Here is a 24,705-nt window from a genome sequence, read left to right as displayed (position 1 = left end):
CGCCGGGTCCAGCGCCAAAAGCTGCCTGTTTTAGTGGGGGTTAGCCGCGGAAGCCGGTGGCGATGACGTAGGATTCGGCCGAATCCGCCCGGCTGGCCGGCGGTTTGACATGCCGCACGGTGCGGAAATCCCGCTTCATGGTGTTGAGCAGCTCGTTCTCGGTGCCGCCGCGCAGCACCTTGGCAACGAAGGCGCCGCCCGGATTCAGCACCCGCAGGGCGAAATCCAGCGCCGCCTCGCACAGCATCATGATGCGGATATGGTCGGTCTGGCGGTGGCCGGTGGCCGGCGCCGCCATGTCAGACAGCACAAGGTCGGCCTTGCCGCCCAGGGCTTCGATCACTTTGTGGTCGGCGCCCTCGGCGAGGAAGTCCTGCTGCAGCAGCGTGGCACCCACGATGGGATCGACCGGGTTGATGTCGACGCCCAGCACGAAGCCGCCGGCCTTGTCGCCCGCCTTCACGCGCTTCACCGCCACCTGGGTCCAGCCGCCGGGCGCCGCGCCCAGGTCGACCACGCGCATGCCCGGCTTGAGCAGTTTGTATTTCTCGTCCAGTTCAATCAGCTTATAGGCGGCGCGACTGCGCCAGCCCTCGCTCTTGGCGGCATGCACGTATGGATCGTTGAGCTGGCGCTGGAGCCAGCGCGCCTGTCCGACGGTGCGGCCGCGCGCCGTTTTCACCCGCACCTTCACCCCGGTCTTGCGCGGCGGCGCCGTCATCGCCGCCCCCGGCTATGCCGCGACTGCCGCATCAGTTCCACCAGAACGCCCTCGCGCACGCCGCGATCGGCCACGCGCAGGCGCGTGGCCGGCCAGAAGCGATACAGCGATTCCAGGATGGCGCAGCCGGCCACCACCAGATCGGCGCGCTCCTCGCCAATGCAGGGATGCTGGGCGCGCTCGGGCACACTCTGCTCCGCCAATTTATGCGACTGTTCGATCACGGTGGGGAAATCGAGCCAGCAGCCATCCACATGACGGCGCTCGTAGCGCGGCAGGCCGAGCAAAACGCCGGCCAGGGTGGTGACGGTGCCCGATGTGCCCAGCACCTGAACCGCACCGCTTTTCAGCTTTTCGCTCAAGCGATGTTTTTCCTCAAAGGGGCGCAGCACGGCCGAGACCTCGTCGATCATCCGTTCATAGCTGCCACTGTCGCGGTCGCCGGGACCAAAACGTTCCGTCAGGTTCACCACGCCGTAGGGCAGCGAAATCCAGTCGATCACCTCGGTGCGGCCACCGCCGGGCAGTCTGGCCCACAGGATTTCGGTGGAGCCGCCGCCGATATCGAACACGATGGCCTCGCGATGCGGCGGCTCGAGCAGAGGCGCGCAGCCGGTGAGCGCGAGCCGCGCCTCTTCCGCCGTCGAAATGATGTCGAGCTGAATCCCGGTTGCGACCTTGACCTCGTGCAGGAACTCGGCCCCGTTGCCGGCGCGCCGGCAGGCCTCGGTGGCGACCGCACGGGCCACAGCCACCCCGCGGCGGGCCATCTTCTCGGAACAGATCTTCAAGGCGTCGATGGTGCGGGCCATCGCCGCATCCGACAGCCTGCCCGAGGCGGACAGCCCCTCGCCCAAACGCACGATGCGGGAAAACGCCTCGATCACCCTGAAACCGTCGCGATGCGGCCGGGCAATCAGCAGGCGGCAGTTATTGGTGCCGAGGTCGAGCGCGGCAAAGACCGGCGCAATGCCTTGCGACGGCATCCCGGCAGCCATGCCCGGCCTCGCTTCAGGCGCATCAATTGTCACGCAGCCATCCTTCGACGCGCCCGATCCGGGGCGGTGCCGCCCGGCAGATCGTGGAAATTGGAGTCATGGCGCCAGTGTAGCCTGCCACGGGCCGGCGGTTAAGGCTGCCAGAGGGCCTGCAGTCCGTGCTTGCCGGGGCCCCGTTTGCGGCGCAGGCCTCAGTTCTGGGGCTTGGGGGCGGCCGGCGCGCCGGCGCCGTTCTTGGGCAGGGAGAATATCTGGCCCGGATAGATCAGGTCCGGATCGGTGATCTGGCCCTGATTGGCGCGATAAATCTCGGTGTAGCGCAGCCCCTCGCCATAGACCCGGCGGGCGATGCGCCACAGGCTGTTGCCGGGCTGTACCACCACTCCCGAGCCGTCCTCGCTGAACTTGATGTCTTCCGGCCGGGCCCGGCTGAAAGGCAGTTCCAGGCGCGAGGCGACCTTGCCACCGGCCTGTTCGACCTGATCGACGCGCAGCGAATAAATGCCCGGATCGACCGGCTTATCCGGCCTCATGGTCCAGCGGCCGTTCTTGTCAGCCGTGGCGACACCGATCGGCTCGTTATTCAGGTAGATCTGCACCGTGGCGCCCGGCTGGGCGCGGCCCGAGAGGATCAGGTTTCCGGCCTGGTCGTATTCGATGGCATCCAGCGCCAGCCCTTTGCGGGCGGGGTCGAGGGGCGTTTCGGTCGGACGCTGCAGCAGACGGCTGGCGCCCTTGAGCGGGGTCAGGACGGCGATGGCCTGCTCGCCCCCCTCGCCGGGCTGGCATTCGGGCACCACAGCCACCACGCTGGCCTCGGCCCGGATCGGTTCCTGGCCCTGCAGCTGCGATTCCAGAACGAATTCCTGGTTGCCCTTTTCCAGCGGCAGGTCGGGCACCAGCACCCATTCGCCGCGGCTGTCGGCCGTCACGCGGCCCAGTTCGCGCTGGCCGGTCTTGACGACCACCACCGAACCCGGCATGGCGCGGCCAGCGAAAACGGACGTGCAGTTGCGGCTGATACGCACAACATCAAAACTGGGCGGCACCTTGGCGACGCTGTCTGCCGGCGGCGGGGTCGGCGCGGCGGGCACCGGGGGCGGCGCAGGGATGTTGGCCTGCGGCGTCATTCCGCGCTTGTTGGTATCGGCTCCAAAGAAGATCACCGCCAGGATGCCCAGGACAGCGACGCCGAGAAGGATGAAGAAGAAACGACTGCCCCGCACCGTATTGTTTCCCGGCTAGCCAAATTGTGATCGAGGGGCGAGATTAAGTCCTCGCCAGAAGACCCGCAACACCTCTAACTTGTCCAAGGTTTGCAAATCCTTACCAGCCACGGTTATTCCGCCAGCCCAACATGACGCACGATACACGCACCACCGGCCGCGATCAGGCCGCGATCCGGGTCTGGGATTTGCCGACCCGTCTGTTCCACTGGGGCCTCGTTGCCCTGATCGTCGCCATGGTCGCCACGGCCTGGCGCGGCAAGCTGGACCTGCATATGACGCTGGGCCAGATCGTGCTGGCCCTGGTGCTGTTCCGGCTGGTCTGGGGCTTTGTCGGCAACCGCTACGCGCGCTTTGGCAGCTTCGTCGCCGGCCCGGTGGCCGCCCTGCGCTATCTTGCCAGCCTGTTTTCCGCCCAGAACGAGCGGCATGTCGGCCATAACCCGCTGGGGGGCTATGCGGTGCTGGCAATGCTGGCCCTGCTGCTGCTTCAGGCCGGTACCGGGCTGTTCACGAGTGACGATATCGTCACCGACGGGCCGCTCTATTCCAAGGTATCCGGCAGCACCAGCGCCCTGCTCAGCACCATCCACCGCACCAGCATCTGGGTCCTGCTGAGCGTGATCGCACTGCATGTCTGCGCCAGCCTGTTCTACCTGCTGGTCAAGAAGGACAATCTGATCGGCCCGATGCTGACCGGCCGCAAGCAGGCCGGGCCCGCCGATGACGCGGGCGGCGGCGGCCATCCCCTGCTGGCCGCGATCATTTTCGCGCTCTGCCTGGCCATCGTGTTTGGCGGCATCGCCATGGTGAAATGAAACCACTGACCGGAATGACATAAAAAAAGGGCGCAGCCTCGCGGCTGCGCCCGGTCTGTCAGCCGATGGACGGTCAGTCGTTGCGGAACTGCTTGTGACAGGTGCCGCAGGAACCACCCAGAGCGCCGAACCCGGCCTTCACGGCATCCATGTTGCCGGCCTTGGCGGCAGTGGCCAATGCGGTCGCTTTCGCCTCGGCATCCTTCATGAAGCCCTCGAACTGCGCCCAGTTGGCCCAGATTTCCGGCTTGGCCTTGGTTTCGCCCTTGTCGGAGCCGGCCGGGAAATGCGCGAGCTGCTTGGCGGCCTGAGCGGCGATCGCCTCGGCCGGAGCGACGGCGGCCGAGGCCGGGCCGTTGTCATCCACCACCTTCTTGATGGCACCCATCGAGGTGCGGAACACTTGGAATCCGTCCTTGCGCGCCTTGATCGCATCCGCCTGGGCGTATGCATATCCCCCCGCCGAGGCCACGGCCACGCCGAGGACCGCAGCCATAACCGCCTTATGCCACATTGCCATGTGAGTTTTTCCCTGCGTTAGAGACCCGTCTGCTGTACCGGGCGGAATCTTCTATACCCGGTCTGCGGCAAGGCTACGACAAGCCATTCAATCCTCACGAAGAATTCAACTGTCGTTACTTCGCAGTAACGGCGGCGATCGGGCTGGCGCTGGCGCGGAAGGGCAGAATCGGTTACCCATCGCCCCCCTGAACAAGCCCATCTCCCTGTTTGGACCCGCGATGACCGCCATCCGCTCCGTCTGCGTCTATTGCGGCTCGAGCCTCGGCGAGAGCCAGATCTATACCGCCCAGGCCCAGATCCTGGGACGCCGCCTGGCCGAGAACGGCATCCGCCTGATCTACGGCGGTGGCCGCATCGGACTGATGGGGGTGATCGCCGATGCCGCGATGAAGGCCGGCGGCGAGGTGGTGGGCATCATTCCCAATCACTTGCATGACTGGGAAGTCGGCCATACCGGCCTGACCGAACTGCATGTGGTGGACAGCATGCATACCCGCAAGCGCATGATGGTGGAGATGTCGGATGCCTTCATCGCCATGCCGGGCGGCGTGGGCACGCTGGACGAGTTCTTCGAGGTGGTGACCTGGCGACAGCTAAAGCTGCATGACAAGCCGATCATCGTGCTGAACACGGAAGACTACTGGCATCCGCTGCTGGCCCTGGTTGAGGCCGTGATCGAGCGCGGTTTCGCCCGCCGCACCGCCACGAACCTGTTCACCGTGGTGGACGATGCCGAGGCCGTGGTGGCCACTTTGCTGGCCGAGCCGGCGCCGGAACGGCCGGCCACCACCAGCCGGATCTGACCCACGCCCCGCCGCCGTCGGGAGCCGCCGGAAATGGCGGCACTTTGACCTTTTCTCGCCTAGACTAGAGTTTAAATCCACCCGACTTCCGGGGGCCAAGGCCTTTGCCCGGACGGCCCGCTTTGCTAGGGTCCGGCCACCTGACGAAACGCAACCGACACCGTGGAGGGATCTGTCTTATGGCGAAAATCAAGGTGAAGAATCCGGTCGTCGAGCTCGACGGCGACGAGATGACCCGGATCATCTGGAAGTTCATCAAGGAGAAGCTGATCCTCCCCTATCTCGACGTCGATCTGCTCTATTTCGATCTCGGCGTCGAATACCGCGACAAGACCAACGACCAGGTCACCATCGACTCCGCCCATGCCATCCTCAAGCATGGCGTTGGCGTGAAATGCGCCACCATCACGCCGGACGAAGCCCGCGTGAAGGAATTCAATCTGAAGGAAATGTGGAAGTCGCCGAACGGCACCATCCGCAACATCCTGGGCGGCACGATCTTCCGCGAGCCGATCATCTGCAAGAACGTGCCGCGCCTGGTGCCGCACTGGAACGATCCGATCGTGGTCGGCCGCCATGCCTTCGGCGACCAGTACCGCGCCACCGACTTCCGCTTCCCCGGCAAGGGCACGCTGACCATCAAGTTCGTCGGCGAGGACGGCAAGGTGATCGAGAAGGAGGTCTTCAAGGCCCCCGGCAGCGGCGTCGCCATGGCGATGTACAACCTCGACGACTCGATCCGCGACTTCGCGCGCGCCAGCATGAACTATTCGCTGGTGCGCGGCTGGCCGCTCTACATGTCGACCAAGAACACGATCCTCAAGGCCTATGACGGCCGCTTCAAGGACCTGTTCGAAGAGGTGTTCAACACCGAGTTCGCCGACAAGTTCAAGGCGGCCGGCATCACCTACGAACACCGCCTGATCGACGACATGGTGGCCTGCGCCATCAAGTGGTCGGGCAAGTTCGTCTGGGCCTGCAAGAACTACGACGGCGACGTGCAGTCCGACGTGGTGGCGCAGGGCTTCGGCTCGCTGGGCCTGATGACCAGCGTGCTGATGACGCCGGACGGCAAGACCGTGGAGGCCGAAGCCGCCCACGGCACGGTGACGCGCCACTATCGCGAACACCAGGCCGGCCGCGAGACCTCGACCAACCCGATCGCCTCGATCTTCGCCTGGACGCGCGGCCTGATGCATCGCGCCAAGCTGGACAACAACGCCGATCTGGACAAGTTCGCCAGGACGCTGGAGAAGGTCTGCATCGAGACGGTGGAAGCCGGCTTCATGACCAAGGACCTGGCCATCCTGATCTCGAAGGACCAGCCCTGGCTGACCACCCAGAAGTTCCTCGACAAGATCGACGAGAACCTGAAGAAGGCGCTGGCGTAAGCGATTACACCAGACACAGGCCGATCAGACGGCGGGGGGCAGATCGCCCTCCGCCGTTTTTCTTTGCGCCGTGCGCTGCTCGGCCAGACTGGCGATATGTTCGCGGATCGTGGGATGCACCTGCAGCAGGCGCTGGAAATCCGCCACCTCGAGCGCCAGCAGGCGGCAGGCCGATACCGCGCTGACCGTGGCGGTGCGATCGGTGCGGTTGAGCAGCGCGATTTCGCCGAAATGCTGGCCCGCCCCCAGCACCACGGGCTCGGGCAGGATTTCCACCTCCACCTCGCCGGCCATGATGAAGAACATCGCCTCGGCGCGATCGCCCTTGCGCACGATCACCGCGCCGGCCGGCACCACCTGGGGCTTGAGCAGGCTGGCGATTTCGGCAATCGAACTGGCGTCGAGCTGGCTGAACAGCGGCAACGATGCCACCGCGCGCCAAGTGACCATGAATTCGCGGCGCTTGAATTCCTCGGCGAAACCCGAGGCGAGCAGGCCGGCGGGTATCGCAAAGGTGGCCACGCCCAGCACGATGACGAAGCCATTGAACAGCTTGCCCAGCGGCGTGACCGGAATCATGTCGCCATAACCGACCGAGCCCACCGTCACGATGCCCCACCACAAGGCCTGCGGGATCGAGCCGAATACCTCGGGCTGGGCCTCGTTCTCCAGCACGTACATGATGCAGGAAGCGATCACCAGCAGCACGCCGACAGTCATGAGCGCCGCGCCAAGGGCCGACAATTCACGCCGCAGTACGCCGGCCACAAGCCCCAGGCCCGGCAGGTAACGCGCCAGCTTGAACAGCGTGAACATTTCCAGGGTCAGGAACAGGTCGCGCGGGAACGGCACCACCAGGTTGATCCAGAAGGGCAGGATCACCAGCAGATCGATGACGCCGAGGAATGACGTCATGTAACGCCGACGCATCGACGTCGCGCCGACCCGGCCGGCATGGATGTAGTCCGGCGCGATCCAGATGCGCAGCAGGTATTCGACCGTGAAGAGGATGTCGGTGGCCTCGCGCACGCGGTCGAGCCAGAAACCGCTGCGCGCATCCAGTCCCGGTACGGTGACCAGCACGATGGCGAGCGCGCAGGCCACGATGCCGAGCAGGATCAGGCCCGAGACCAGCCTGTGGCCAAGACCGGCATCGGCCTGGTCATCGGCCAGCAGATCGAAGCAGAAGCGCCGCCAGCCCCCGTCGGCCGTGGCGGCGGCGTGGCGCTTGTAGCGCCCCGAGGTCACGCCGCCTTGCCGATCTCGGCAGCGATGGCATCCAGCGCCTTCTCGGCGCCTGCCGGGTCGGCACCACCGCCCTGGGCGAAATCGGGCCGGCCGCCGCCGCCCTGGCCACCGATCAGCGGCGTGGCGATCTTGACCAGATCGGCGGCATTCAGCTTCGCGGTCAGGTCGGCACTGACACCAACCACCACTGCCACCTTGCCATCTGCCACCGAGGTGAGCGCGACGACGCCGGAGCCGATCTCCTTTTTCAGCGCGTCGACCATGCCGCGCAGGTCCTTTGCCGGCACGCCGTCCAGCCGGCGGGCGGCGTATTTCACGCCGTTGAGATCCTTCACCTGCGGACCGCCGGCACCACCGCCGGTGGCCAGTTGCTTGCGCAGCTCCGACAGCTCGCGTTCCAGCTTGCGGCGCTCCTCGATCAGGGCGGTGATACGCTGCGGCACCTCACGCGGCTGCGCCTTCAGCGCATCGGCCGCGGCCTTCAGCGTCTCTTCCTGCTCCGCGAAATAGGCCCGTGCCGCCTCGCCGGTCAGCGCCTCGATGCGGCGCACGCCGGCCGCCACGGCACCCTCGTTGACGATCTTGAACAGGCCGATATCGCCGGTGCGGCGCACATGGGTGCCGCCGCAGAGTTCGACCGAATAATCCCTGTCGCCAAGCTTGCCCATGGCCAGCACACGCACCTCGTCGCCGTATTTCTCGCCGAACAGGGCCATGGCGCCGGCGGCGATGGCTTCGTCAGGCGTCATCAGACGGGTGGTGACGGCATCATTCTGCCGCACGATCTCGTTCACCTCGGCCTCGACGGCCAGGGTTTCCTCCGTGCTCAGCGGCTTGGGATGGCTGATATCGAAGCGGAAACGGTCGGGCGAAACCAGCGAGCCTTTCTGGGTGACGTGATCGCCCAGCTTGCGGCGCAGCGCGGCATGCAGCAGATGGGTGGCCGAGTGGTTGGCGCGGATTGCGCTGCGGCGCGCATGATCGACGGTCAGCGTCGCCATGTCGCCGATCTTGAGCGTGCCTTCCACAACCTTGCCGACATGCACATGCAGCAGGCCGAGCTTCTTCTGCGTATCCGATACCTGTACCTTCGCGCCCCCGGCGGTGACGATCACGCCGCTGTCGCCGACCTGGCCGCCTGATTCCGCATAGAATGGCGTCTGGTTCAGCACGACCGAGACCTCGGCACCGGCTGCGGCCTCCTGCACCGGCTGTCCCTTCACCACGATGGCATCGATGCGGCCCTCGGCGGCCTCGGTGTCGTAGCCGAGGAATTCGCTGGCGCCCTTCTCTTCCTTGATGTCGAACCACACCTTTTCGGTGGCCGCCTCGCCCGAACCGGCCCAGGCCTTGCGCGCCTCGGCCCGCTGGGCCTCCATCGCCGCCTGGAAGCCGTCGAGATTGACGTTGATACCCCGCGGACGCAGGGCATCCTGCGTCAGGTCGAGCGGGAAGCCGTAGGTATCATAGAGCTTGAAGGCGACGTCGCCCGGCAGCATGTCGCCCTTCGACATGCCGGCGGTGGCCTCGTCGAGCAATTTGAGGCCGCGATCCAGCGTCTGCTTGAAGCGGGTCTCTTCCAGCTTCAGCGTTTCGGCGATCAGACTCTCGGCGCGGCCGAGTTCCGGATAGGCGCGCCCCATGGCCGAGACCAGCGCCGGCACCAGCCGGTACATCAGCGGTTCCTTGCAGCCCATGAGCTGGGCATGGCGCATGGCGCGGCGCATGATGCGGCGCAGGACATAGCCGCGGCCCTCGTTGGAGGGCAGCACGCCATCGGCGATCAGGAAGCAGGATGAGCGCAGATGGTCGGCGATCACGCGATGGCTGACCTTGTGCTCGCCATCGGCGGCGACATGGGCGATGTCGGCCGAGGCTTCGATCAGCGAGCGCATGAGGTCGATATCGTAATTGTCGTGCTTGCCCTGCATCACCGCAGTGATGCGCTCCAGGCCCATGCCGGTGTCGATCGATGGCTTGGGCAGCGAGATGCGCTGCTCCTTCGTCACCTGCTCGAACTGCATGAACACGAGATTCCAGATCTCGATATAGCGGTCGCCGTCGGCTTCCGGGCTGCCCGGCGGACCGCCCCAGATCTTGTCGCCGTGGTCGTAGAAGATTTCCGAGCAGGGGCCGCAGGGGCCGGTATCGCCCATGGCCCAGAAATTGTCGGAGGTGGCTATGCGCACGATGCGCTCGTCGGGCAGGCCGGCCACCTTTTTCCAGATGTTAAAGGCCTGGTCGTCGTCGTGATAGACGGTGACCCACAGCCGGTCCTTGGGCAGGCCGTATTCCTTGGTGATCAGGTTCCAGGCGAGCGGAATCGCCTCTTCCTTGAAGTAATCGCCGAAGGAGAAGTTGCCGAGCATCTCGAAGAAGGTGTGATGCCGGGCGGTGTAGCCCACGTTATCCAGGTCGTTGTGCTTGCCGCCGGCGCGCACGCATTTCTGCGAGGTGGCCGCGCGGGTATAGGGGCGCTTTTCCTGGCCGGTGAAGACGTTCTTGAACTGCACCATACCGGCATTGGTGAACATCAGGGTGGGGTCGTTGCGCGGCACCAGCGGCGACGAATCCACCACCTGGTGCCCGGCTTTGGCGAAATAGTCGAGAAAGGCCTGCCGGATATCGCTGGCGGAGGACATGGACTTCACACCCCTGATCTGGCCGGCGGCGGGGAAGCCGACCGGCGGAATTTCTGCTGTCTGGGCCAGGCCCGGGCCGGAGGATTGCGCCCCCGGGCCACCCGGCAAGAGGACTTAATTAACGCCCCGGGAAACCCCTGTCCAGCCAGCGGAAAGGCGGGTGGAATGCTGTTAACCGCCCGACTTCAGGGCAAAAAAAAACCCGGTACCGAGCTCCGGTACCGGGGTTCCCATGGAGGAGAGAACTCATACGCCGCCAGATAGCGGCGCGAGGGGAAAAATCAATCCGCGTCCTCGGTCTCGGCGGCATCCGCGCCCGCATCGATGGCGGCGGCCACGATGCCCGAATTGGCCTTGACGGCGGCTTCAATCTTTTCGGCAACCTCCGGATTTTCCTTGAGGAATTGCTTGGCGGCCTCACGGCCCTGGCCAATGCGCTGGCTGTCGAAGGAGAACCAGGCGCCCGACTTGTCGACCACATTGGCCTTCACGCCCAAGTCGATCAGCTCGCCGGTCTTGGAGATGCCCTCGCCGTACATGATATCGAAATCGACCACCTTGAACGGCGGGGCCACCTTGTTCTTCACCACTTTCACGCGGGTCTGGTTGCCGACCACCTCGTCGCGCACCTTGATCGAGCCGATGCGGCGCACGTCGAGGCGGACCGAGGCGTAGAATTTCAGCGCGTTGCCGCCGGTGGTGGTTTCCGGGTTGCCGAACATCACGCCGATCTTCATGCGGATCTGGTTGATGAAGATCACCATGGTGTTGGACTTGGCGATCGAGGCGGTGAGCTTGCGCAGGGCCTGACTCATCAGGCGCGCCTGCAGGCCCACATGGGTGTCGCCCATCTCGCCTTCCAGTTCGGCCTGCGGCACCAGGGCGGCGACGGAGTCGACCACCAGCACGTCGACGGCGCCCGAGCGCACCAGCGTGTCGGCGATTTCCAGCGCCTGCTCACCGGTATCCGGCTGGGAAATCAGCAATTCACCGATATTGACGCCCAGCTTGCGGGCATAGGAGGGATCGAGGGCATGCTCGGCATCCACGAAGGCGCAGGTGCCGCCCTTCTTCTGGGCCTCGGCGACCACGTGCAGGGCGATGGTGGTCTTGCCCGAACTTTCCGGACCGTAGATCTCGACGATGCGGCCGCGCGGCAGGCCACCGATGCCCAGGGCGATGTCGAGGCCGAGCGAGCCGGTCGAGACCGATTCGATCTCGATATTCTGGCGCGCCCCCAGCTTCATCACGGAGCCTTTGCCGAAGGTGCGCTCGATCTGCGAGAGCGCGGCTTCCAGCGCCTTACCCTTGTCCATGTTCTCTTTTTCCACGACGCGAAGATTGGGGGACGACATTGCGGGGCATCCTTTCATGGGGCCGGTGGATTTGCAACGATACGCGCTAATGACCCTATATGTTCTCATATCGTTGCCGTTGTCCAGTAAAATCCACAACCCCCTGCCCCGACAGGGATTTTCCATTTTATTCGCAGGATGTTCTGGCTGTATTTTGGTCTGGTTCGCGGGCGTTCAGCCTGCCGGGCGATTCCCGCCGGGCGGCTCCGCATCCATCACTTCCTTCACTTTTCCGGCCAGTTGGCTGAGGGAAAATGGCTTGGGAAGGAAGTTTACATGGGGCGATTTCGCCATATTCGAGCGTAAACTGTCTTCAGCATAACCAGAGATAAACAGAATTTTCAGGTCCGGCCGGCTCTGGCGCAGGGCGGCCGCCAGGCTGGGGCCGTCCAGATTGGGCATCACCACGTCCGAGATCAGCAGTTCCACCCGGTTGAGCTGCTCGGTCGGCAGGGCAAGCGCCTGCTCGCCCGAAGCAGCCTCGATCACGGTGTAGCCCTTGTTGCGCAACGCCCGGGCGGCGAAGGCGCGCACGGCATCCTCGTCTTCCACCAGCAGCACCAGGCCGCGGCCGGTGAGGTCGCGGGCATCGGCGCGCGCCTCGTTGCGGCTGGCGGCAACCTCTTCCGGCCTGGGCCGATAGCGCGGCAGGTAAATGCGGAAGCAGGCCCCCTCGCCCGGCGCGCTCTCGACATGGATGAAGCCGCCGGTCTGCTTGATGATGCCGTAAACGGTGGACAGCCCCAGGCCGGTGCCGGCGCCGACCGCCTTGGTGGTGAAGAAGGGATCGAATATCTTGGCCATGTGCTCGGGTGCGATGCCGTGGCCGGTATCCCAGACCTCGATCAGCACATAGTCGCCGGGCGGAACCGTTTCGGCGCCGAGCTCGGTGGCGCGGTCGACATGATGGTTGCGGGTGCGGATCGTGAGTTCGCCGCCTTCGCTCATGGCGTCGCGCGCGTTGACCGCGAGGTTGATGATCACCTGCTCCAGTTGGCCCTGGTCCACCTTCACCAGGCCGAGATCGCGGCCATGCGTCATGGTCAGCGTGATGGTCTCGCCGATCAGGCGGCCGATCAGGTTGCGCAGGTCCGCCAGAACATCGGTGACATCCAGCACCTTGGGCACCAGGGTCTGCTGGCGCGAGAAGGCCAGCAGCTGGCGTACCAGGTTGGCGGCACGGCTGGCATTCTGCTTGATCTGCATGACATCGGCGAAGGATTGATCGCCCGGTTGCAGGCGCTGCAGCAGCAGATCGCAGAAACCGATCATCGCCGTGAGCAGGTTGTTGAAATCGTGCGCGATGCCGCCGGCGAGCTGACCGACGGCCTGCATCTTCTGGCTCTGATGAAACTGGGTCTGCAGGTTACGCTGTTCGGTGGTGTCGACCAGATAGACCAGTTGCGCGGACTGGCCGTCGTCGCGCTCGGCGGAAGAGGCTGCGAAGACCTCCACCACGCGCTCGCGCGGGCCGGCCAGGCGCACCTCCAGCGGGCGCCCGAAAATCTCTCCGCGCCGCAGTGCAATCAGATGCCTAGTAAGGGCCAGCGCATCCTCCTCGCGCACCAGGGCAGCCAGACGCTGGCCCAGCCAGTCGTCGCGGCCGCACAGCATGGCGAAGGCGGCATTGGCCTCGCGTATCGTGCCGGCGGCATCCAACACCAGGATGCCGATCGGCGCCTGGTCGAAGAAGCGCCGGAACTCGGCCTCGACCGGGCGCAGCGTGCCGCGCTGGCGCAACTCCAGGCCCAGATCATGCACCACGGCGCTGTAGCGCAGCGGATGCCCTTCAGGATCGGCAATCGCACTCTGGCTGACGCTGACCAGGCGCAGGCCGCTGCGGTCGGCACCGACCGGTTTCAATTTGGCCTCGCCGCCGTCCCAATCGGGCGTCATGGCCTCGCCTTCGCGGCCCTCGCCATGCTGCAGCACGTCGGACAGGCCGAGATCGCCACCGACCAGCTGTTCGGGCTGCAGGCCCAGCCAGGCGGCGAAGGTGCGGTTGGCGAACAGGAAACGGCCGTCGGGCGCCACGGAATACAGGCCGACCGGGGCATTGTCGATGAAAGCCGCGAGTTCATCGCGCTGCTGTCGCACCGCCACCAGGGCGGCGGCATTGTCGGGCACTTCCTGGATGTCCCAGATCACCCAGTCACGCCGGCCGGGCGCCAGCATGCCGGTGACGCGCAGCAACAAGGTATCCGCGTCCAGATGGAACGGAAAATCCTCCTGCACGGCGCGGCCCAGCGGCAGCAGGGCACGCAAGCGCGACAGGATTTCAGCATTGCCTATCTCGTCTGCCAGCAACTGCTCCGGCGCCAGGCCGCCTTCCCGGCCCAGACGACCGGCCAGCACGCGATAGGCGGTATTGGCGGCAAGCAGGCTGCCCCCGCGGGTGACGGCGCGGGCAAACGGGCTAGCCTCGGCCAGCAGCCAGGCGGCGCGGCGCGGCGATCCGATCAGCGAGAGGAAAGACAATGGCATTGCGCTACTCGACCGTCTCGACCTTGGGCTCGTAGCGTGCGTCGTGGCCATCCTTCAGGCGCATGATGTAGGAAATCACCTCGGCCACGGCGCGGTAATGATCTATGGGGATCGGCTGGTCCAGCTCGACCTTGTAGAGCGCACGGGCCAGCGGCGGGTTTTCCACGATCGGCACCTTGTGTTCGGTGGCGATCTCGCGAATGCGCCGCGCCAACACATCGACGCCCTTGGCCACGACGATCGGCGCCTCGGATTGTCCGGATTCGTATTTCAGGGCGACGGCATAATGCGTCGGGTTAGTGATCACCACGCTCGCCTCGGGCACGGCAGCCATCATGCGCTTGCGCACGCGCTGCATGCGCAACTGCCGCAGGCGCGCCTTCACGACCGGATCGCCCTCGGTTTCCTTGTGCTCGTCCTTGACCTCCTGCTTGGTCATGCGGAGCTGTTTCATGAAATTGTAGCGCTGGTACAGGTAATCGGCGACCGACACCACGGCCATGATGCCGATCAGCGACCCCAGCAGCTTGAGCACGATGGTGATGCAGAAAGGAAGGATGACCGACAGGTCAAGCTCGATCAGCGCCTCCAGCTTGTCGAGTTCGGGAACCAGGATGGCGAACAGAATGGCGCCTATGATACAAACCTTGATCAGGTTCTTGACGAATTCGACGGCGCCCTGAACCGAGAAGATGCGCTTGAGGCCGGCAATCGGCGAAAGCTTGGCGATGTCCGGCTTGATCTTCTCCGGCGTGAACATCGGCGGATTCTGGATGATGCTCGCCGCCAGGCTGAAGACGATGAACACGCCCAGCACCGGACTGACCACCAGACCAAGATCCAGCATCATGTCGACAGCCAGCCGGGTCAGGTGACTGGCATCGATGGGAATGCGGTGCGGCTGCTCGAAAAACACCAGCGTCGAACCGATCACGCGGCGCGACATCAGATCGCCCATCAGCCACAACAACAGGGCTGCCGCCATGAAGACGAACAGATGACTGATTTCCTGCGACTTGGCGATGTTGCCCTGTTTGGCGGCGTCGGCAAGCCGTTTACTGGAAGGGTCTTCCGTTTTGGATTCTGGATCGGCATCTTCCGACATTGCCGCCTCCTAGCGCCGCACGAGGAACTGGGCGATCAGCTCCTCGTAGCGCGTGGTGAACATCACTCCGATCGCCGCCAGCGAAAACCCGAGCACGAACAGCGATGTGGCGATCTGCGGCGCCTGCATGATGAAGAAAATCTGCAAGGTCGGCATCAGGCGGTTGAGCAGGCCGAGCGCAACGTTGAAGATGATGCCATAGACGATGAATGGCGCCGACATCTTGACGCCAACGGCAAAGCTCGACCCCACAAGGTCGGTCGCCACATTGGCGAAATCGCCAAAGGCGGGAACCTTCATGGGCGGGAAAAGCACATAGCTGTCATAGGCCGCCTGCAGGGCGAGCAGATGGAGGTCGGTGGCAAAGACCAGCGCAATGCCAAGGAACACCATCGCGCTGCTGATCAGGACGCTCTGCGAACCCTGGTTCGGATCGAAGAACATGGCCGCCGACAGACCGGCCTGCATGGCGATGATGGTGCCCGCCACATGCATGGCCGACATGATCATGCGGGATATCAGGCCAAGAGCCAGACCAAAGCCGATTTCGGTGACGACCAGGAACGCGAGATGGAACGGCTGGGCCGGCATCGGCGGCAGCGTCGGCCCCAGGATCGGCGTGGACAGAGCGGCCGTGAGCACGGCGATGCTGAGGCGGACACGGGCCGGCACGGAACTCTCGCCGACGCCCGGCAGCGTCATCATGGCGGCGCCGAGGCGGCAGAAAATCAGGATGAATGCATAGACATTGCCGGCGACGAAATCCTGCAGCACGGCCGCCCCGCTACTGCAAACCCGCGATGCGGCCGGCGATCTGCTCCATGAAGGTCACCATGGCGCCGATCATGAAGGGCATGGTGATCACCAAGGTGCCAAAGATCGCCAGGATTTTCGGCACGAAGGTCAGCGTCGGCTCCTGCAGCTGGGTCAGGGCCTGGAACAGCGATATCACGATGCCGATCACCAGGCTTACGATCATCGATGGGCCAGCCACCTTGATCAGCACCCAGATGCCTTCGCGCATGATGTCCACTACTTCGACGGCCGTCATCGATTCGTCCTCTGCCGCCGACCATAGCGCATTGTCTGCCACAACCCCAGCCGGGGATGCGGATCAGATCGGCATACGAATGATTTCCTGATAGGCCGAAATGACGCGGTCGCGAACCGCCACAACCGTATCCAGGGCCACTTCCGCGTTGGTCACGGCCGTCACCACGTCGGTAACATCGGCTTTGCCGGCCACGGCCCTGGCCGAGACGGCTTCGGATTGCTTGGATGCGTTGACGGCCTGCTGCAATGCCTCGCCGAGCATGTCACCAAAGCCGCCGCCGGCCTTGACCTTGCCAGCATCTTCGGTCGCCAGCGTGGCCGATAGGCCGGGAAGCGCGCCGCCTATGCGAAGATCCGCCATGGTTCAGCCTCCTCTCGTCCGGTCAGTTCCGCAGCAGATCAACCGTGCGGGTGATCATCTGCTTCGCCGAATCGACCACGTTCAGGTTGGCCTCGTAGGTGCGCTGGGCCTCGCGCATGTCGGCCATCTCGATCACGGTCTTGACATTGGGCATCTTGACATAGCCATCGGCATTCGCGGCCGGATGACCGGGGTCGTATTTGAGGTCGAAATCCGACCTGTCGGTCTTCGGCGGCTGGGCCTTGACCAGGTTGGCACCGGTGGCGCGGTCAAGCTCGCTCTTGAAGCTGATCACCTTGCGCCGATAGGGATCGCCGCCCGGCGTCTTGGCCAGGGAGTCGGCATTGGCGATGTTTTCCGCCAGGGTCTTGAGGCGCTCACCCTGCGCCCGCATGCCCGAGGCGGATATCTTCATGGCGTTTTTCAGATCCATCGATCGCCTCCGTTAAACACCGCCGCAATCAGCGCTGGCCACCGCCGCCGATCGCCTTGCGGAGCATGGTGACCTGCTTGCGGTATAGGTTGGTCATCAGGGAGTGGTCGGCCTGGTTTTCCGCCACAGTCATCATCTGCTGTTCGAGGTTGACCTCGTTGCCGTTGGGCGCGGTCTCGTAGGTTCTGGTCCGGTCGGCCTTCCAGGCATCGCCGCCGCGGCCGCCCAGGCCGCGGAAATGGCCTGCCTGGGTCGCACTGGCACTCATGCCGACCTGGCTGTTTCGGACCAGTTCGCTGAAGCTTACCTGCTTGAGATCCTTGGGTTTATAGCCGGGGGTATCGGCATTGGCGACGTTCTCCGCCAGCACGCGCTGACGCTCGCCCAGCCAGTCCATGCGCCGGGTGATCGCCTTCAGCAGGCTGATGCGGTCAAGATCCATACCAATTCCCTCGTCGGGCCGGCCGGACGGGTTCCGTCAGCCTTTGCCGCTGACTGGCAGACTGGCCCCCAGCCGTAAAGATTCGGTTAACCGGTGGGCGTGGTAGGATGCCCCAGCATCCGCATCCCCCTGCCCGCCATGGCCACAGATCCCCCTCCGTCCTCCGGCAAACCGCCGCCCCGCAGCAAAGCTGTTGCCCTGGGTTATGATCCCAAACGCGACGAGGCGCCCCGCGTGGTGGCTTCGGGTCAGGGCCATATCGCCGAACAGATCGTCCGCATCGCGCTGGACCATGGCATCACCGTTCGGCAAGACGCCGATCTGGTGGAAATCCTGGCCAAGCTGGACATCGACTCCCTGATCCCGGTGGAAGCCTTTGCCGCCGTGGCAGAAATCCTCAGTTACATCTATCGCACCCAGGGCAAGCCTCTGCCGGAATGACGGGCGGGAATGACAGGCCGTATCGGCTTGACCCGACTCGGGAGCGGCCACCAAAGTAACGCGCAATCAGGAACCCGGCATGGACAGCATCGACTTCCCTCAACTGGCAATCGCCTTCGGCGGGCTGCTCATCCTGCTGGCCCTGTTCTATTATGGCGCCCGCGCCTTTTCCGGCGGGGCGCGTTTCGGCAAGTGGCGGCCGGGCCAGCGGATCGGCGTGGTCGACAGCGTGCCAGTCGATGGCGCAAGGCGGCTGGTGCTGATCCGCCGCGACGATACCGAACACCTGGTCCTGCTGAGCAATCACGGCGACGTGGTGATCGAGGCCGGCATTCCGGTAACCGGAACCGGCACGGGACCATCGGCAGGCGGAGACATGGCCGACGATGCCGGAGGCTGGCCTACGCTGCGCGCACCGGGCCGTCAGGGACGCAGCCGCAATGCTTAAGCGCCGGATCACAACCTGCATCACCCTGAGCCTGGCCATCGTCCTGGCGGGATTCTTCCTGCTGACTCCGTCATCGCTGATGGCCCAGTCGGTGTCGATCGACCTCGGCCAGGGCGGCACCCTGACCGGGCGGGTCATCCAGCTGCTGGCCCTCACCACGGTTCTGGCCCTGGCGCCATCCATCCTGGTGGTCATCACCAGTTTCGTGCGTATCGTGGTGGTGCTGTCGCTGCTGCGCAGCGCGCTGGGCACGCAGGGAACGCCGCCCAATACGGTAATGGTCAGTCTGGCGCTGTTCCTCACCTTCTTCATCATGCAGCCGACGCTGGAACGCGCCTACGCGGAAGGCATACAGCCGCTGATGGAGGAGCAGATCGACGAGCGCACGGCTTTTGATCGCGCCATTGCGCCGTTTCACCAATTCATGCGCAGCCAGGTCCGCGAAAAGGACCTTGCGCTGTTCAGCGGCTTTGCCCGCCTGCCGCCGCCGGAGAACCCGGAGGCGATTTCGCTGCGCGTGCTGATCCCCGCCTTCATGATCAGCGAACTGAAGCGGGCCTTCGAAATAGGGTTCCTGCTGTTCATACCATTCATCGTGGTCGACATGGTCGTCGCGTCGGTGCTGATGTCGATGGGCATGATGATGCTGCCACCAGTGATGATCTCACTGCCGTTCAAGCTGATTTTCTTCGTGCTGGTCGACGGCTGGAACCTGGTTTGCGCCGCGCTGGTGGAAAGCTTCCTGGGAGCCAGCTAGGCCGGCGAAAGCCGCCCGTCAGTTAAGCCCAGCGTCAGTTGATGGCGCTCAGGCCGCCCTTGGCGACCCGGTCGCGATAGCGGCTCATGAACGCCTCGTACTGGCCGATCTGGGCGATCGTGGCAGCCAGCTCCCGCGGATCACCGGTCGCGCGCGTTACAGTGCTGGCCACGGCGACAAAAGCCGGCGCATCCGGCGTGTCGCGGAATTTCGCCTCGTATTTGCCGCGCAGGTCGTTCAGGGCCGGAATGTCGTTACTAAGCGAATAGGCCACGCCAAGCTGCAAGACCTGCTTGCGTTCGTCGGGACTGAGCGGTGCGGGATCGGCATGGCGATTACCCAATGCCTGGCTGACGACCCGTGCGAAGGCGAGCCAGTCCTTGGCGCGCCAATGCAGATCGGCCCGCAGGCTGCGCGCCTCGGGACTCTGATCCTGTCCCAAAAGGTTCAGCGCCTCGGGGAACCGGTCCAGGTCACCCAGCGCACGCGCTTCCAGCAGACGGCGCTCCTGCACGACTGCGGGCGACAGGTTGGGCGCATTGGTCGCCTGCAGCGACTTGAGTGCGGCATCGGGGTTGCGGTCAAGCAGATAGACCACCGCCAGACGGGCGCCGGCCTTGGAGCGGTCCTCGCCCCGCAGCCGATAGGTGATCTGATGTTCGAGCAGCTCTGCGGCGCGGTTCAGCAGATCGACCGAGACCAGCCGGTCGGCCAGCTTGCCAATGATCTCGTCGCCTTCAGGTCCCGGCGGGGTCAGTTCGCGGTAGTCGTAATACAGTGCCAGAGCCGTCAGCGGCGGCAGCGCCTGCGCACCGCCATCCAGGAACAGCTTGGCGAATTCGTCGCTCATCTGCTTGGTTAACAGCGGCACTTCCGGCGATTTCGGGAAATACTTCACGATCTGGCGGAAAGTGGTGATGCCGCCGCGCAGGTCGCCGGTGGAGAATTGCAGTTCACCAAGGCGCCGCAGCAGATTGAATTCATACGGCCCGCCGCGCCACGCGAAGCGCAGCTGATCCATGCGCTCGATCGCTTGCGGCACATCGATCAGTTTGCGGGTCAACATCATGTCGGTCTTGGCGAATTCCGCCAGGGCGCGGGCGCGACGGTCGCCGCTGCCGGAGGCAAGGTCGAAGTAGCGGATCGCCTCTTCCGGCTTGTTGGTGGCGTTGGCAAGCAGGCCGCGCACATAATTGCCCTCGGCGGCCTGGCCTTGGGTCAGAATATCCCAATCCAGCGCCTGCAGTTCTGCGGTCGCCGCCGCGATATCGCCACCTGCCAGCCACGCCCGCGCCATGGTAAGGCGCAGATCGGCGCGCAGATCGGGCGGGAATTTCGCCACCGCGGCACCCGACAACGAGAAGGCCCGCCGCGCCGCCGGCCAGTCGTCGCGCTCGGCAGCCAGCATGCCGCGATAGGCCAGAACATCCGGATCGTCGTCGAAGACCTTTGAGTCGAGATCGTTGGCCGCATCGGTCAGGCGGCCGAGCCGCAGATATGCAATTCCGCGCAGCGCGCGATAGAGCTTGTCGCGCTCCAGGTCCGGTTGTTCGGCCCGCGCCTTGGCCAACACGCCGAGGGCCTCGGGCTGCATGTCATTGGCAGCATAGAACTGCGCCAGGGCCATGCGGTTCTGCTGACGCTGCCCCGGCGGGCTCAAGCCGATGCGGCGCAGCAGGTTTTCCTCCTGCTCGGCATAGGTCTTGCCGTCCACCTTGCGCCATTCGGCGAACTGCAGGATGTCGAGCGTGCCGCTCTTGGGATCTGCGCCGCGCGGGGCCGACAATGCCAGCCCGCCAGGCGATGCGATCTCGATGCCCCGCGGATAGCGACGGATGTCGAGGTTGTCCGCATGCGTTTCTATGGCAAACCCCTGGAAACTGGGCAAAACGCTGAGTTCGATGAAATCGCGCCGGTTCAGGATGCCGCCATTGGCGCCGGCATAGGGCACCACAGTGATTAAGTCGCCGGTATCGGGATCGGGAATGACCAGATGTGGGGACGGATCGTTGGCAGCAAAGAACAGGCGCGCGCCGCCATCGGCATCAAGCTGACGCCGTACGTCAATCTCCTGCGGCCGGTTGCGCGGCGAAGCCGCGTCGTCGGTCAGCGCCCCTGGCGCGGCATCCCTGGGAACAAGCTGTTCCGGCTGGATCGTGTTGATGCCGATCTGCCAGCCCGTGTTCCGGCGGGTGAAGTTGGCCGTCGTGCCGCTGGGCGCGGCCAGCCGCAGCACGGTGATGCCGGGAACAGGAATCTGTTCCACGCCATTGATCGCGCCGCCCCAGTCGCGCGTGGTGATCGGCCGCAGGTCCACATTGGCCGCACGGTCGAAAACCAGCCAAAGATTGCCGTTGCGCATAAACGCCGCCGCCGCGACAGGCCTGGTCCATGGAAAATTCAGCAACGGGCCGGTGCGGCTGGAGTCGACGCCCGGCACAAGCGGTTCGCCCGTAATTGGACCAACGGGCGGTGCGGGCATGAAGGCACCAAGAGGCGCCGCCTGCACGGTGGCTAGCGGGGCAGCCGCCGGCACCCCGGCAGCCGGTGCGGCGCCGGGCTGGGTGGTGTTGGGCTGGGTGGCGCTGGGCTGGGTGGCCGTTGGCGGGGCGGCAGGAATTTGACTGGTCGGCAGAGATGCCGATGCCGGCGCCTGCACGGATGCGGTGGCGGGTGGTGCGGCAGCAGCCGGCGGCCTTGCCGGCGCAGTCGATGATGCCCCGGCTGTTGCCGCTCCAGGCATTGCCGGTCCGGGCGTTGCCGCTCCAGGCGTTGCCGGTGCGGGCGTTGCCGGTGCGGGCGTTGCCGGTGCGGGCGGTGCTGGGGGCTTTGTCTCGGCAACTTTCTGTTCCGGTTTGGCGGCGGCGGGCTTGGCCTCCGTTGCCTTGGTTTCCGGCGCGGGCGTGATATCCAGCACGATCTTGGCCCCGTCGCGCCAGGATTTGACGTTTGCGCCCTCCGGAATGGCGAAGCTGACGATGCCGCCATCGCCCTGGGCCTGCCAGGACAGTTCCTTGACGTTGCGCGGCGGGAATTGGGGCAGCCGACCGAGATCGACCGGCATCGGGCTGGCAAACCGGATCGTTGCCTTCTCGCCCTCGGTGGCGACATCGAAGTCAACGCGCTGCGGCCAATCAAAAACCAGACGTGTATAAGTCGGATGTTCCCCGGCGCGCAGGCGGACAGGCGCTGCGGCCGTCTGCGCGGGCGTCGGCCGGCCCTGCGCCGGAGCAGCCGATGGCGCCGCGGCAGGCGGCGACGGCGTGGCGGCAGGACGGCCGATCGGCGGCGTATTCACCTGCGGGTCGGCCTGGGCCAGCAGCGCGGGCGAGAAAAGACCGAGGGCGCCGACCATTGCCAGGCCGGCAACACCACTGCGGACCGGTTTTCCCCGGGTCGCCAGAGGCCGCCTGTCGTGCCTTTTCGCCATGCTCCCTGTCTGTGTCGATCCGGTTGAAACGGGGAATCGCTCCCGCGTTTCGCAATTATAGAAGCGTGGCAGAATAAGGCGATACCGTTAACAGATTGTTCTTTCGGCCAGATTGCCGGTCAAAACGGACCCAGCACGCTGGCGAGCCGGGCCTTGAGCAGCGCCGCGTCGAATGGCTTGAGGATGAAGCCGTCCACCTTGAGGCGACGGGCCTCGACCACGGCCTCGGTGCGGTTTTCCGCCGTGATCAGGATGAACGGAATATCAGCCAGCTTCGGATCCTGCCGCAGGGCCCGCAAAAACGCCAAGCCATCCATCGGCGCCATGTTCCAGTCCGAGAGGATGGCACCATAGCGGCGACGCCCGAGCATGGTCAGGGCGGTGACAGGGTCGCCGACGGTATCGACATCCCGGAAGCCGATATCGTGCAACTGCCGGGCAATGATCGCCAGCATCGTCCGATGGTCGTCGACGACCAGAATGGGAAGGGAGAAATCCGCCGCCATGCCACAGGCATAGCGCAAAGCAGCCGCCGGGCCTAGCCGAACAGATTCAGCAGATAGCTCTGTCCGCCACTGCTTTCCGCGCCCTTGAAGGTCAGGTAACGCGTGATCATTTTCTCGATCTCGTTCCGGTCATTCTTCAGGGCCGTAACGTCGACGCGCTTCTCGAGCGCCGTGACCTGGCTTTCCACTTCCTGATAGGCCAGTTCCTTGGGAATGTTGTTGGCAACGGTGATCACTTCGCGCAGCACCGAATCGCCAAGCAACTGCACCGTCATGTCGACGTCCTTGATACGGCGCGTGAACTCGATGGCGGCGCGCACGCCGGGCGCTTGCTCGTCGAGGTATTGTTCGTATTTGACGCGTTCAAACTTACGGCCAAGCTCTATCGCCGTGGAGCCGAGTTTCAGCTTGACATCCTTGAACAGAAAAATGCCGAGATCCTCGGTCATCTTCTTGAAGCGCGGATCCTGGAAGCGGTTGGCGAGAGAATCGACGTCGGTCAGGTCGCTCTCCAGTATCTTGCGTATCTTGCCGGGATACTGGGCCTCGCTTTCCAGGTCATAAGCGGACAGCACGAACCTCAGCAGGCGGCTGTTGTTGAAGAAGTCATCGACCGATTTGATCTGCGCGATGTTCTCGGTGAAATAGTCTATTTCCGACTTTATGTCCCTGCGCTCCCGGAATCGCTGGAAATCCGGACTATCGAATTCGTAGCTGGTTGAGGAGATGGAGGTGGAGGGCTTCTCCTCCTGCAGAATGCTTCGCGACAGCTTAGCAGAATAGAGACTGGCATCGCGGCCGGCGAGGCTGGAGCCGAAGATCAGCTTGCCGTCATTGGCCGGAATGGGCGAATCGGTGACCATCGCCCGACCGTTGTTATCGATCAGAAGATTGCGAATGCGGGCAAGGCCGGGATCAAGCGGCGCGACATGCGATCCGTCATTGACGATCTTGCCGTCGGCATTCAGCCCGACGGTATTGCCGTCGGCATCGAGCAGGGTCCCGGTCGTGCCGAAGCCATACTTGTTGGAAAGCTCGATATCGCGCAGGCTGCCCTGGCGAGCAACCGACCCGGGGTCGTTCGGGTCGCTGAGCAGGATGTCGCGCAGTTTCTGTGGATCGTTCCGGTACAGGTCCTCATAGCCATTGGCGTATGCCAGAACGCGGAGGAAACGATTGTCGTTGACCAGTTCGCTTACCGTCGTGGCGGTTGCCGCGCGATTCTGGAAGTAAATGACATCGTTCTGTACCTGAGCGTTGTTTTCCTTGGCCTGCGCATTGCGCAGCCTGATCGCGGCGTTGTTGAATTCGCGCGTGATGGCCTTCGCCTTCTCGGCAGCGGTATCCGACGAGCTCTTGGCGGCGTTATCCTCGGCCAACTTTTGCAGCTTGCGATACATCGCAGTCGGCGACATCGTCGCCGAGCTGGTGCCCGCTCCGCTGTATAGGATGCTTAAATCGATAGACATCCTTGCACGCCTCCTGCGGCAGTGATGGCCTGCATCGATCCTTCTGGATCAA

At 64.5% G+C, this 24,705-nt stretch carries 23 protein-coding genes; 6 read left to right on the top strand and 17 right to left on the bottom strand.

All coding sequences use genetic code 11. The features are described 5' to 3' along the window. Positions 1-40: 40 nt before the first annotated feature. The 3 genes from ACK4FK_RS07775 to ACK4FK_RS07765 all read right to left on the bottom strand — a co-directional run bounded on the left by ACK4FK_RS07775 (position 41) and on the right by ACK4FK_RS07765 (position 2,945). On the bottom strand, positions 41-721 hold the full coding sequence (locus ACK4FK_RS07775) for an RlmE family RNA methyltransferase (protein ID WP_409743487.1): 681 nt from the start codon (positions 719-721) through the stop codon (positions 41-43). Further along, the gene (locus tag ACK4FK_RS07770; protein ID WP_409743484.1) at positions 718-1,719 is read right to left on the bottom strand and encodes a Ppx/GppA phosphatase family protein; all 1,002 of its coding nucleotides are present in this window, start codon (positions 1,717-1,719) and stop codon (positions 718-720) included. The genes ACK4FK_RS07775 and ACK4FK_RS07770 overlap by 4 nt, the downstream gene beginning before the upstream one ends. A gap of 191 nt (positions 1,720-1,910) precedes the next feature. Continuing rightward, the gene (locus ACK4FK_RS07765; protein WP_409743481.1) at positions 1,911-2,945 is read right to left on the bottom strand and encodes a LysM peptidoglycan-binding domain-containing protein; all 1,035 of its coding nucleotides are present in this window, start codon (positions 2,943-2,945) and stop codon (positions 1,911-1,913) included. A gap of 131 nt (positions 2,946-3,076) precedes the next feature. Here ACK4FK_RS07765 and ACK4FK_RS07760 point away from each other — a divergent pair, with 131 nt between their 5' ends. Continuing rightward, the gene (locus ACK4FK_RS07760; RefSeq protein WP_409743478.1) at positions 3,077-3,763 is read left to right on the top strand and encodes a cytochrome b/b6 domain-containing protein; all 687 of its coding nucleotides are present in this window, start codon (positions 3,077-3,079) and stop codon (positions 3,761-3,763) included. A gap of 73 nt (positions 3,764-3,836) precedes the next feature. Here ACK4FK_RS07760 and ACK4FK_RS07755 read toward each other — a convergent pair whose 3' ends face one another. Beyond that, the gene (locus tag ACK4FK_RS07755) at positions 3,837-4,283 is read right to left on the bottom strand and encodes a c-type cytochrome (RefSeq protein ID WP_409743475.1); all 447 of its coding nucleotides are present in this window, start codon (positions 4,281-4,283) and stop codon (positions 3,837-3,839) included. Between the two features lie 220 nt (positions 4,284-4,503). Here ACK4FK_RS07755 and ACK4FK_RS07750 point away from each other — a divergent pair, with 220 nt between their 5' ends. After that, positions 4,504-5,088, top strand: a complete 585-nt coding sequence (locus ACK4FK_RS07750) for a TIGR00730 family Rossman fold protein (RefSeq protein ID WP_409743472.1) — start codon at positions 4,504-4,506, stop codon at positions 5,086-5,088. Between the two features lie 179 nt (positions 5,089-5,267). Continuing rightward, a complete protein-coding gene (locus ACK4FK_RS07745) occupies positions 5,268-6,479 on the top strand; it encodes an NADP-dependent isocitrate dehydrogenase (protein WP_409743469.1) in 1,212 nt (403 codons plus the stop codon). 24 nt (positions 6,480-6,503) lie between these two features. On the opposite strand, the gene ACK4FK_RS07740 is transcribed toward ACK4FK_RS07745, so the two are convergent. The 10 genes from ACK4FK_RS07740 to flgB all read right to left on the bottom strand — a co-directional run bounded on the left by ACK4FK_RS07740 (position 6,504) and on the right by flgB (position 17,602). Continuing rightward, the gene (locus ACK4FK_RS07740; protein WP_409743466.1) at positions 6,504-7,727 is read right to left on the bottom strand and encodes a cyclic nucleotide-gated ion channel; all 1,224 of its coding nucleotides are present in this window, start codon (positions 7,725-7,727) and stop codon (positions 6,504-6,506) included. After that, complete coding sequence (alaS, locus tag ACK4FK_RS07735; RefSeq protein ID WP_409743464.1) at positions 7,724-10,369, bottom strand: alanine--tRNA ligase; 2,646 nt, start codon at positions 10,367-10,369, stop codon at positions 7,724-7,726. The genes ACK4FK_RS07740 and alaS overlap by 4 nt, the downstream gene beginning before the upstream one ends. 281 nt (positions 10,370-10,650) lie before the next feature. Continuing rightward, the gene (recA, locus tag ACK4FK_RS07730; RefSeq protein ID WP_409743462.1) at positions 10,651-11,724 is read right to left on the bottom strand and encodes a recombinase RecA; all 1,074 of its coding nucleotides are present in this window, start codon (positions 11,722-11,724) and stop codon (positions 10,651-10,653) included. 174 nt (positions 11,725-11,898) lie between these two features. After that, a complete protein-coding gene (locus tag ACK4FK_RS07725; RefSeq protein WP_409743459.1) occupies positions 11,899-14,208 on the bottom strand; it encodes an ATP-binding protein in 2,310 nt (769 codons plus the stop codon). A 4-nt stretch (positions 14,209-14,212) separates the two neighbouring features. Beyond that, the gene (gene flhB / locus ACK4FK_RS07720) at positions 14,213-15,313 is read right to left on the bottom strand and encodes a flagellar biosynthesis protein FlhB (RefSeq protein WP_409743456.1); all 1,101 of its coding nucleotides are present in this window, start codon (positions 15,311-15,313) and stop codon (positions 14,213-14,215) included. A 9-nt stretch (positions 15,314-15,322) separates the two neighbouring features. Beyond that, positions 15,323-16,087, bottom strand: a complete 765-nt coding sequence (locus ACK4FK_RS07715; RefSeq protein ID WP_409743454.1) for a flagellar biosynthetic protein FliR — start codon at positions 16,085-16,087, stop codon at positions 15,323-15,325. Between the two features lie 10 nt (positions 16,088-16,097). Beyond that, complete coding sequence (gene fliQ / locus ACK4FK_RS07710; protein WP_409743451.1) at positions 16,098-16,364, bottom strand: flagellar biosynthesis protein FliQ; 267 nt, start codon at positions 16,362-16,364, stop codon at positions 16,098-16,100. A 63-nt stretch (positions 16,365-16,427) separates the two neighbouring features. Then, the gene (gene fliE, locus ACK4FK_RS07705; protein ID WP_409743448.1) at positions 16,428-16,727 is read right to left on the bottom strand and encodes a flagellar hook-basal body complex protein FliE; all 300 of its coding nucleotides are present in this window, start codon (positions 16,725-16,727) and stop codon (positions 16,428-16,430) included. A gap of 22 nt (positions 16,728-16,749) precedes the next feature. After that, positions 16,750-17,160 (bottom strand): flagellar basal body rod protein FlgC, encoded by a 411-nt coding sequence (gene flgC, locus ACK4FK_RS07700; protein WP_409743445.1) that lies wholly within the window; start codon positions 17,158-17,160, stop codon positions 16,750-16,752. A gap of 28 nt (positions 17,161-17,188) precedes the next feature. Then, the gene (flgB, locus tag ACK4FK_RS07695) at positions 17,189-17,602 is read right to left on the bottom strand and encodes a flagellar basal body rod protein FlgB (protein WP_409743442.1); all 414 of its coding nucleotides are present in this window, start codon (positions 17,600-17,602) and stop codon (positions 17,189-17,191) included. A gap of 138 nt (positions 17,603-17,740) precedes the next feature. Here flgB and ACK4FK_RS07690 point away from each other — a divergent pair, with 138 nt between their 5' ends. From ACK4FK_RS07690 to fliP, 3 genes are all read left to right on the top strand, one after another. Then, positions 17,741-18,043 carry an EscU/YscU/HrcU family type III secretion system export apparatus switch protein gene (locus ACK4FK_RS07690; RefSeq protein WP_409743439.1) on the top strand — a complete coding sequence of 101 codons (303 nt, stop codon included), beginning with the start codon at positions 17,741-17,743 and terminating at the stop codon, positions 18,041-18,043. A 79-nt stretch (positions 18,044-18,122) separates the two neighbouring features. Next, a complete protein-coding gene (locus ACK4FK_RS07685; protein ID WP_409743436.1) occupies positions 18,123-18,491 on the top strand; it encodes a hypothetical protein in 369 nt (122 codons plus the stop codon). Further along, a complete protein-coding gene (gene fliP, locus ACK4FK_RS07680) occupies positions 18,484-19,248 on the top strand; it encodes a flagellar type III secretion system pore protein FliP (protein WP_409743433.1) in 765 nt (254 codons plus the stop codon). The genes ACK4FK_RS07685 and fliP overlap by 8 nt, the downstream gene beginning before the upstream one ends. Positions 19,249-19,282: 34 nt before the next feature. Here the strand turns inward: fliP and ACK4FK_RS07675 are convergent, their stop codons facing one another. The 3 genes from ACK4FK_RS07675 to ACK4FK_RS07665 form a co-directional block, all read right to left on the bottom strand. Beyond that, the gene (locus ACK4FK_RS07675; protein ID WP_409743430.1) at positions 19,283-22,603 is read right to left on the bottom strand and encodes a tetratricopeptide repeat protein; all 3,321 of its coding nucleotides are present in this window, start codon (positions 22,601-22,603) and stop codon (positions 19,283-19,285) included. Positions 22,604-22,797: 194 nt separating this feature from the next. Next, positions 22,798-23,184 carry a response regulator gene (locus ACK4FK_RS07670; protein ID WP_409743427.1) on the bottom strand — a complete coding sequence of 129 codons (387 nt, stop codon included), beginning with the start codon at positions 23,182-23,184 and terminating at the stop codon, positions 22,798-22,800. Positions 23,185-23,216: 32 nt separating this feature from the next. Beyond that, positions 23,217-24,653 (bottom strand): DUF1217 domain-containing protein, encoded by a 1,437-nt coding sequence (locus ACK4FK_RS07665; protein ID WP_409743424.1) that lies wholly within the window; start codon positions 24,651-24,653, stop codon positions 23,217-23,219. Positions 24,654-24,705: the final 52 nt, after the last annotated feature.

Origin of the sequence: Ferrovibrio sp. (assembly GCF_046297895.1) — a bacterium.
Classification (GTDB): domain Bacteria; phylum Pseudomonadota; class Alphaproteobacteria; order Ferrovibrionales; family Ferrovibrionaceae; genus Ferrovibrio.
This window is presented reverse-complemented; position numbering and strand designations above follow the sequence as displayed.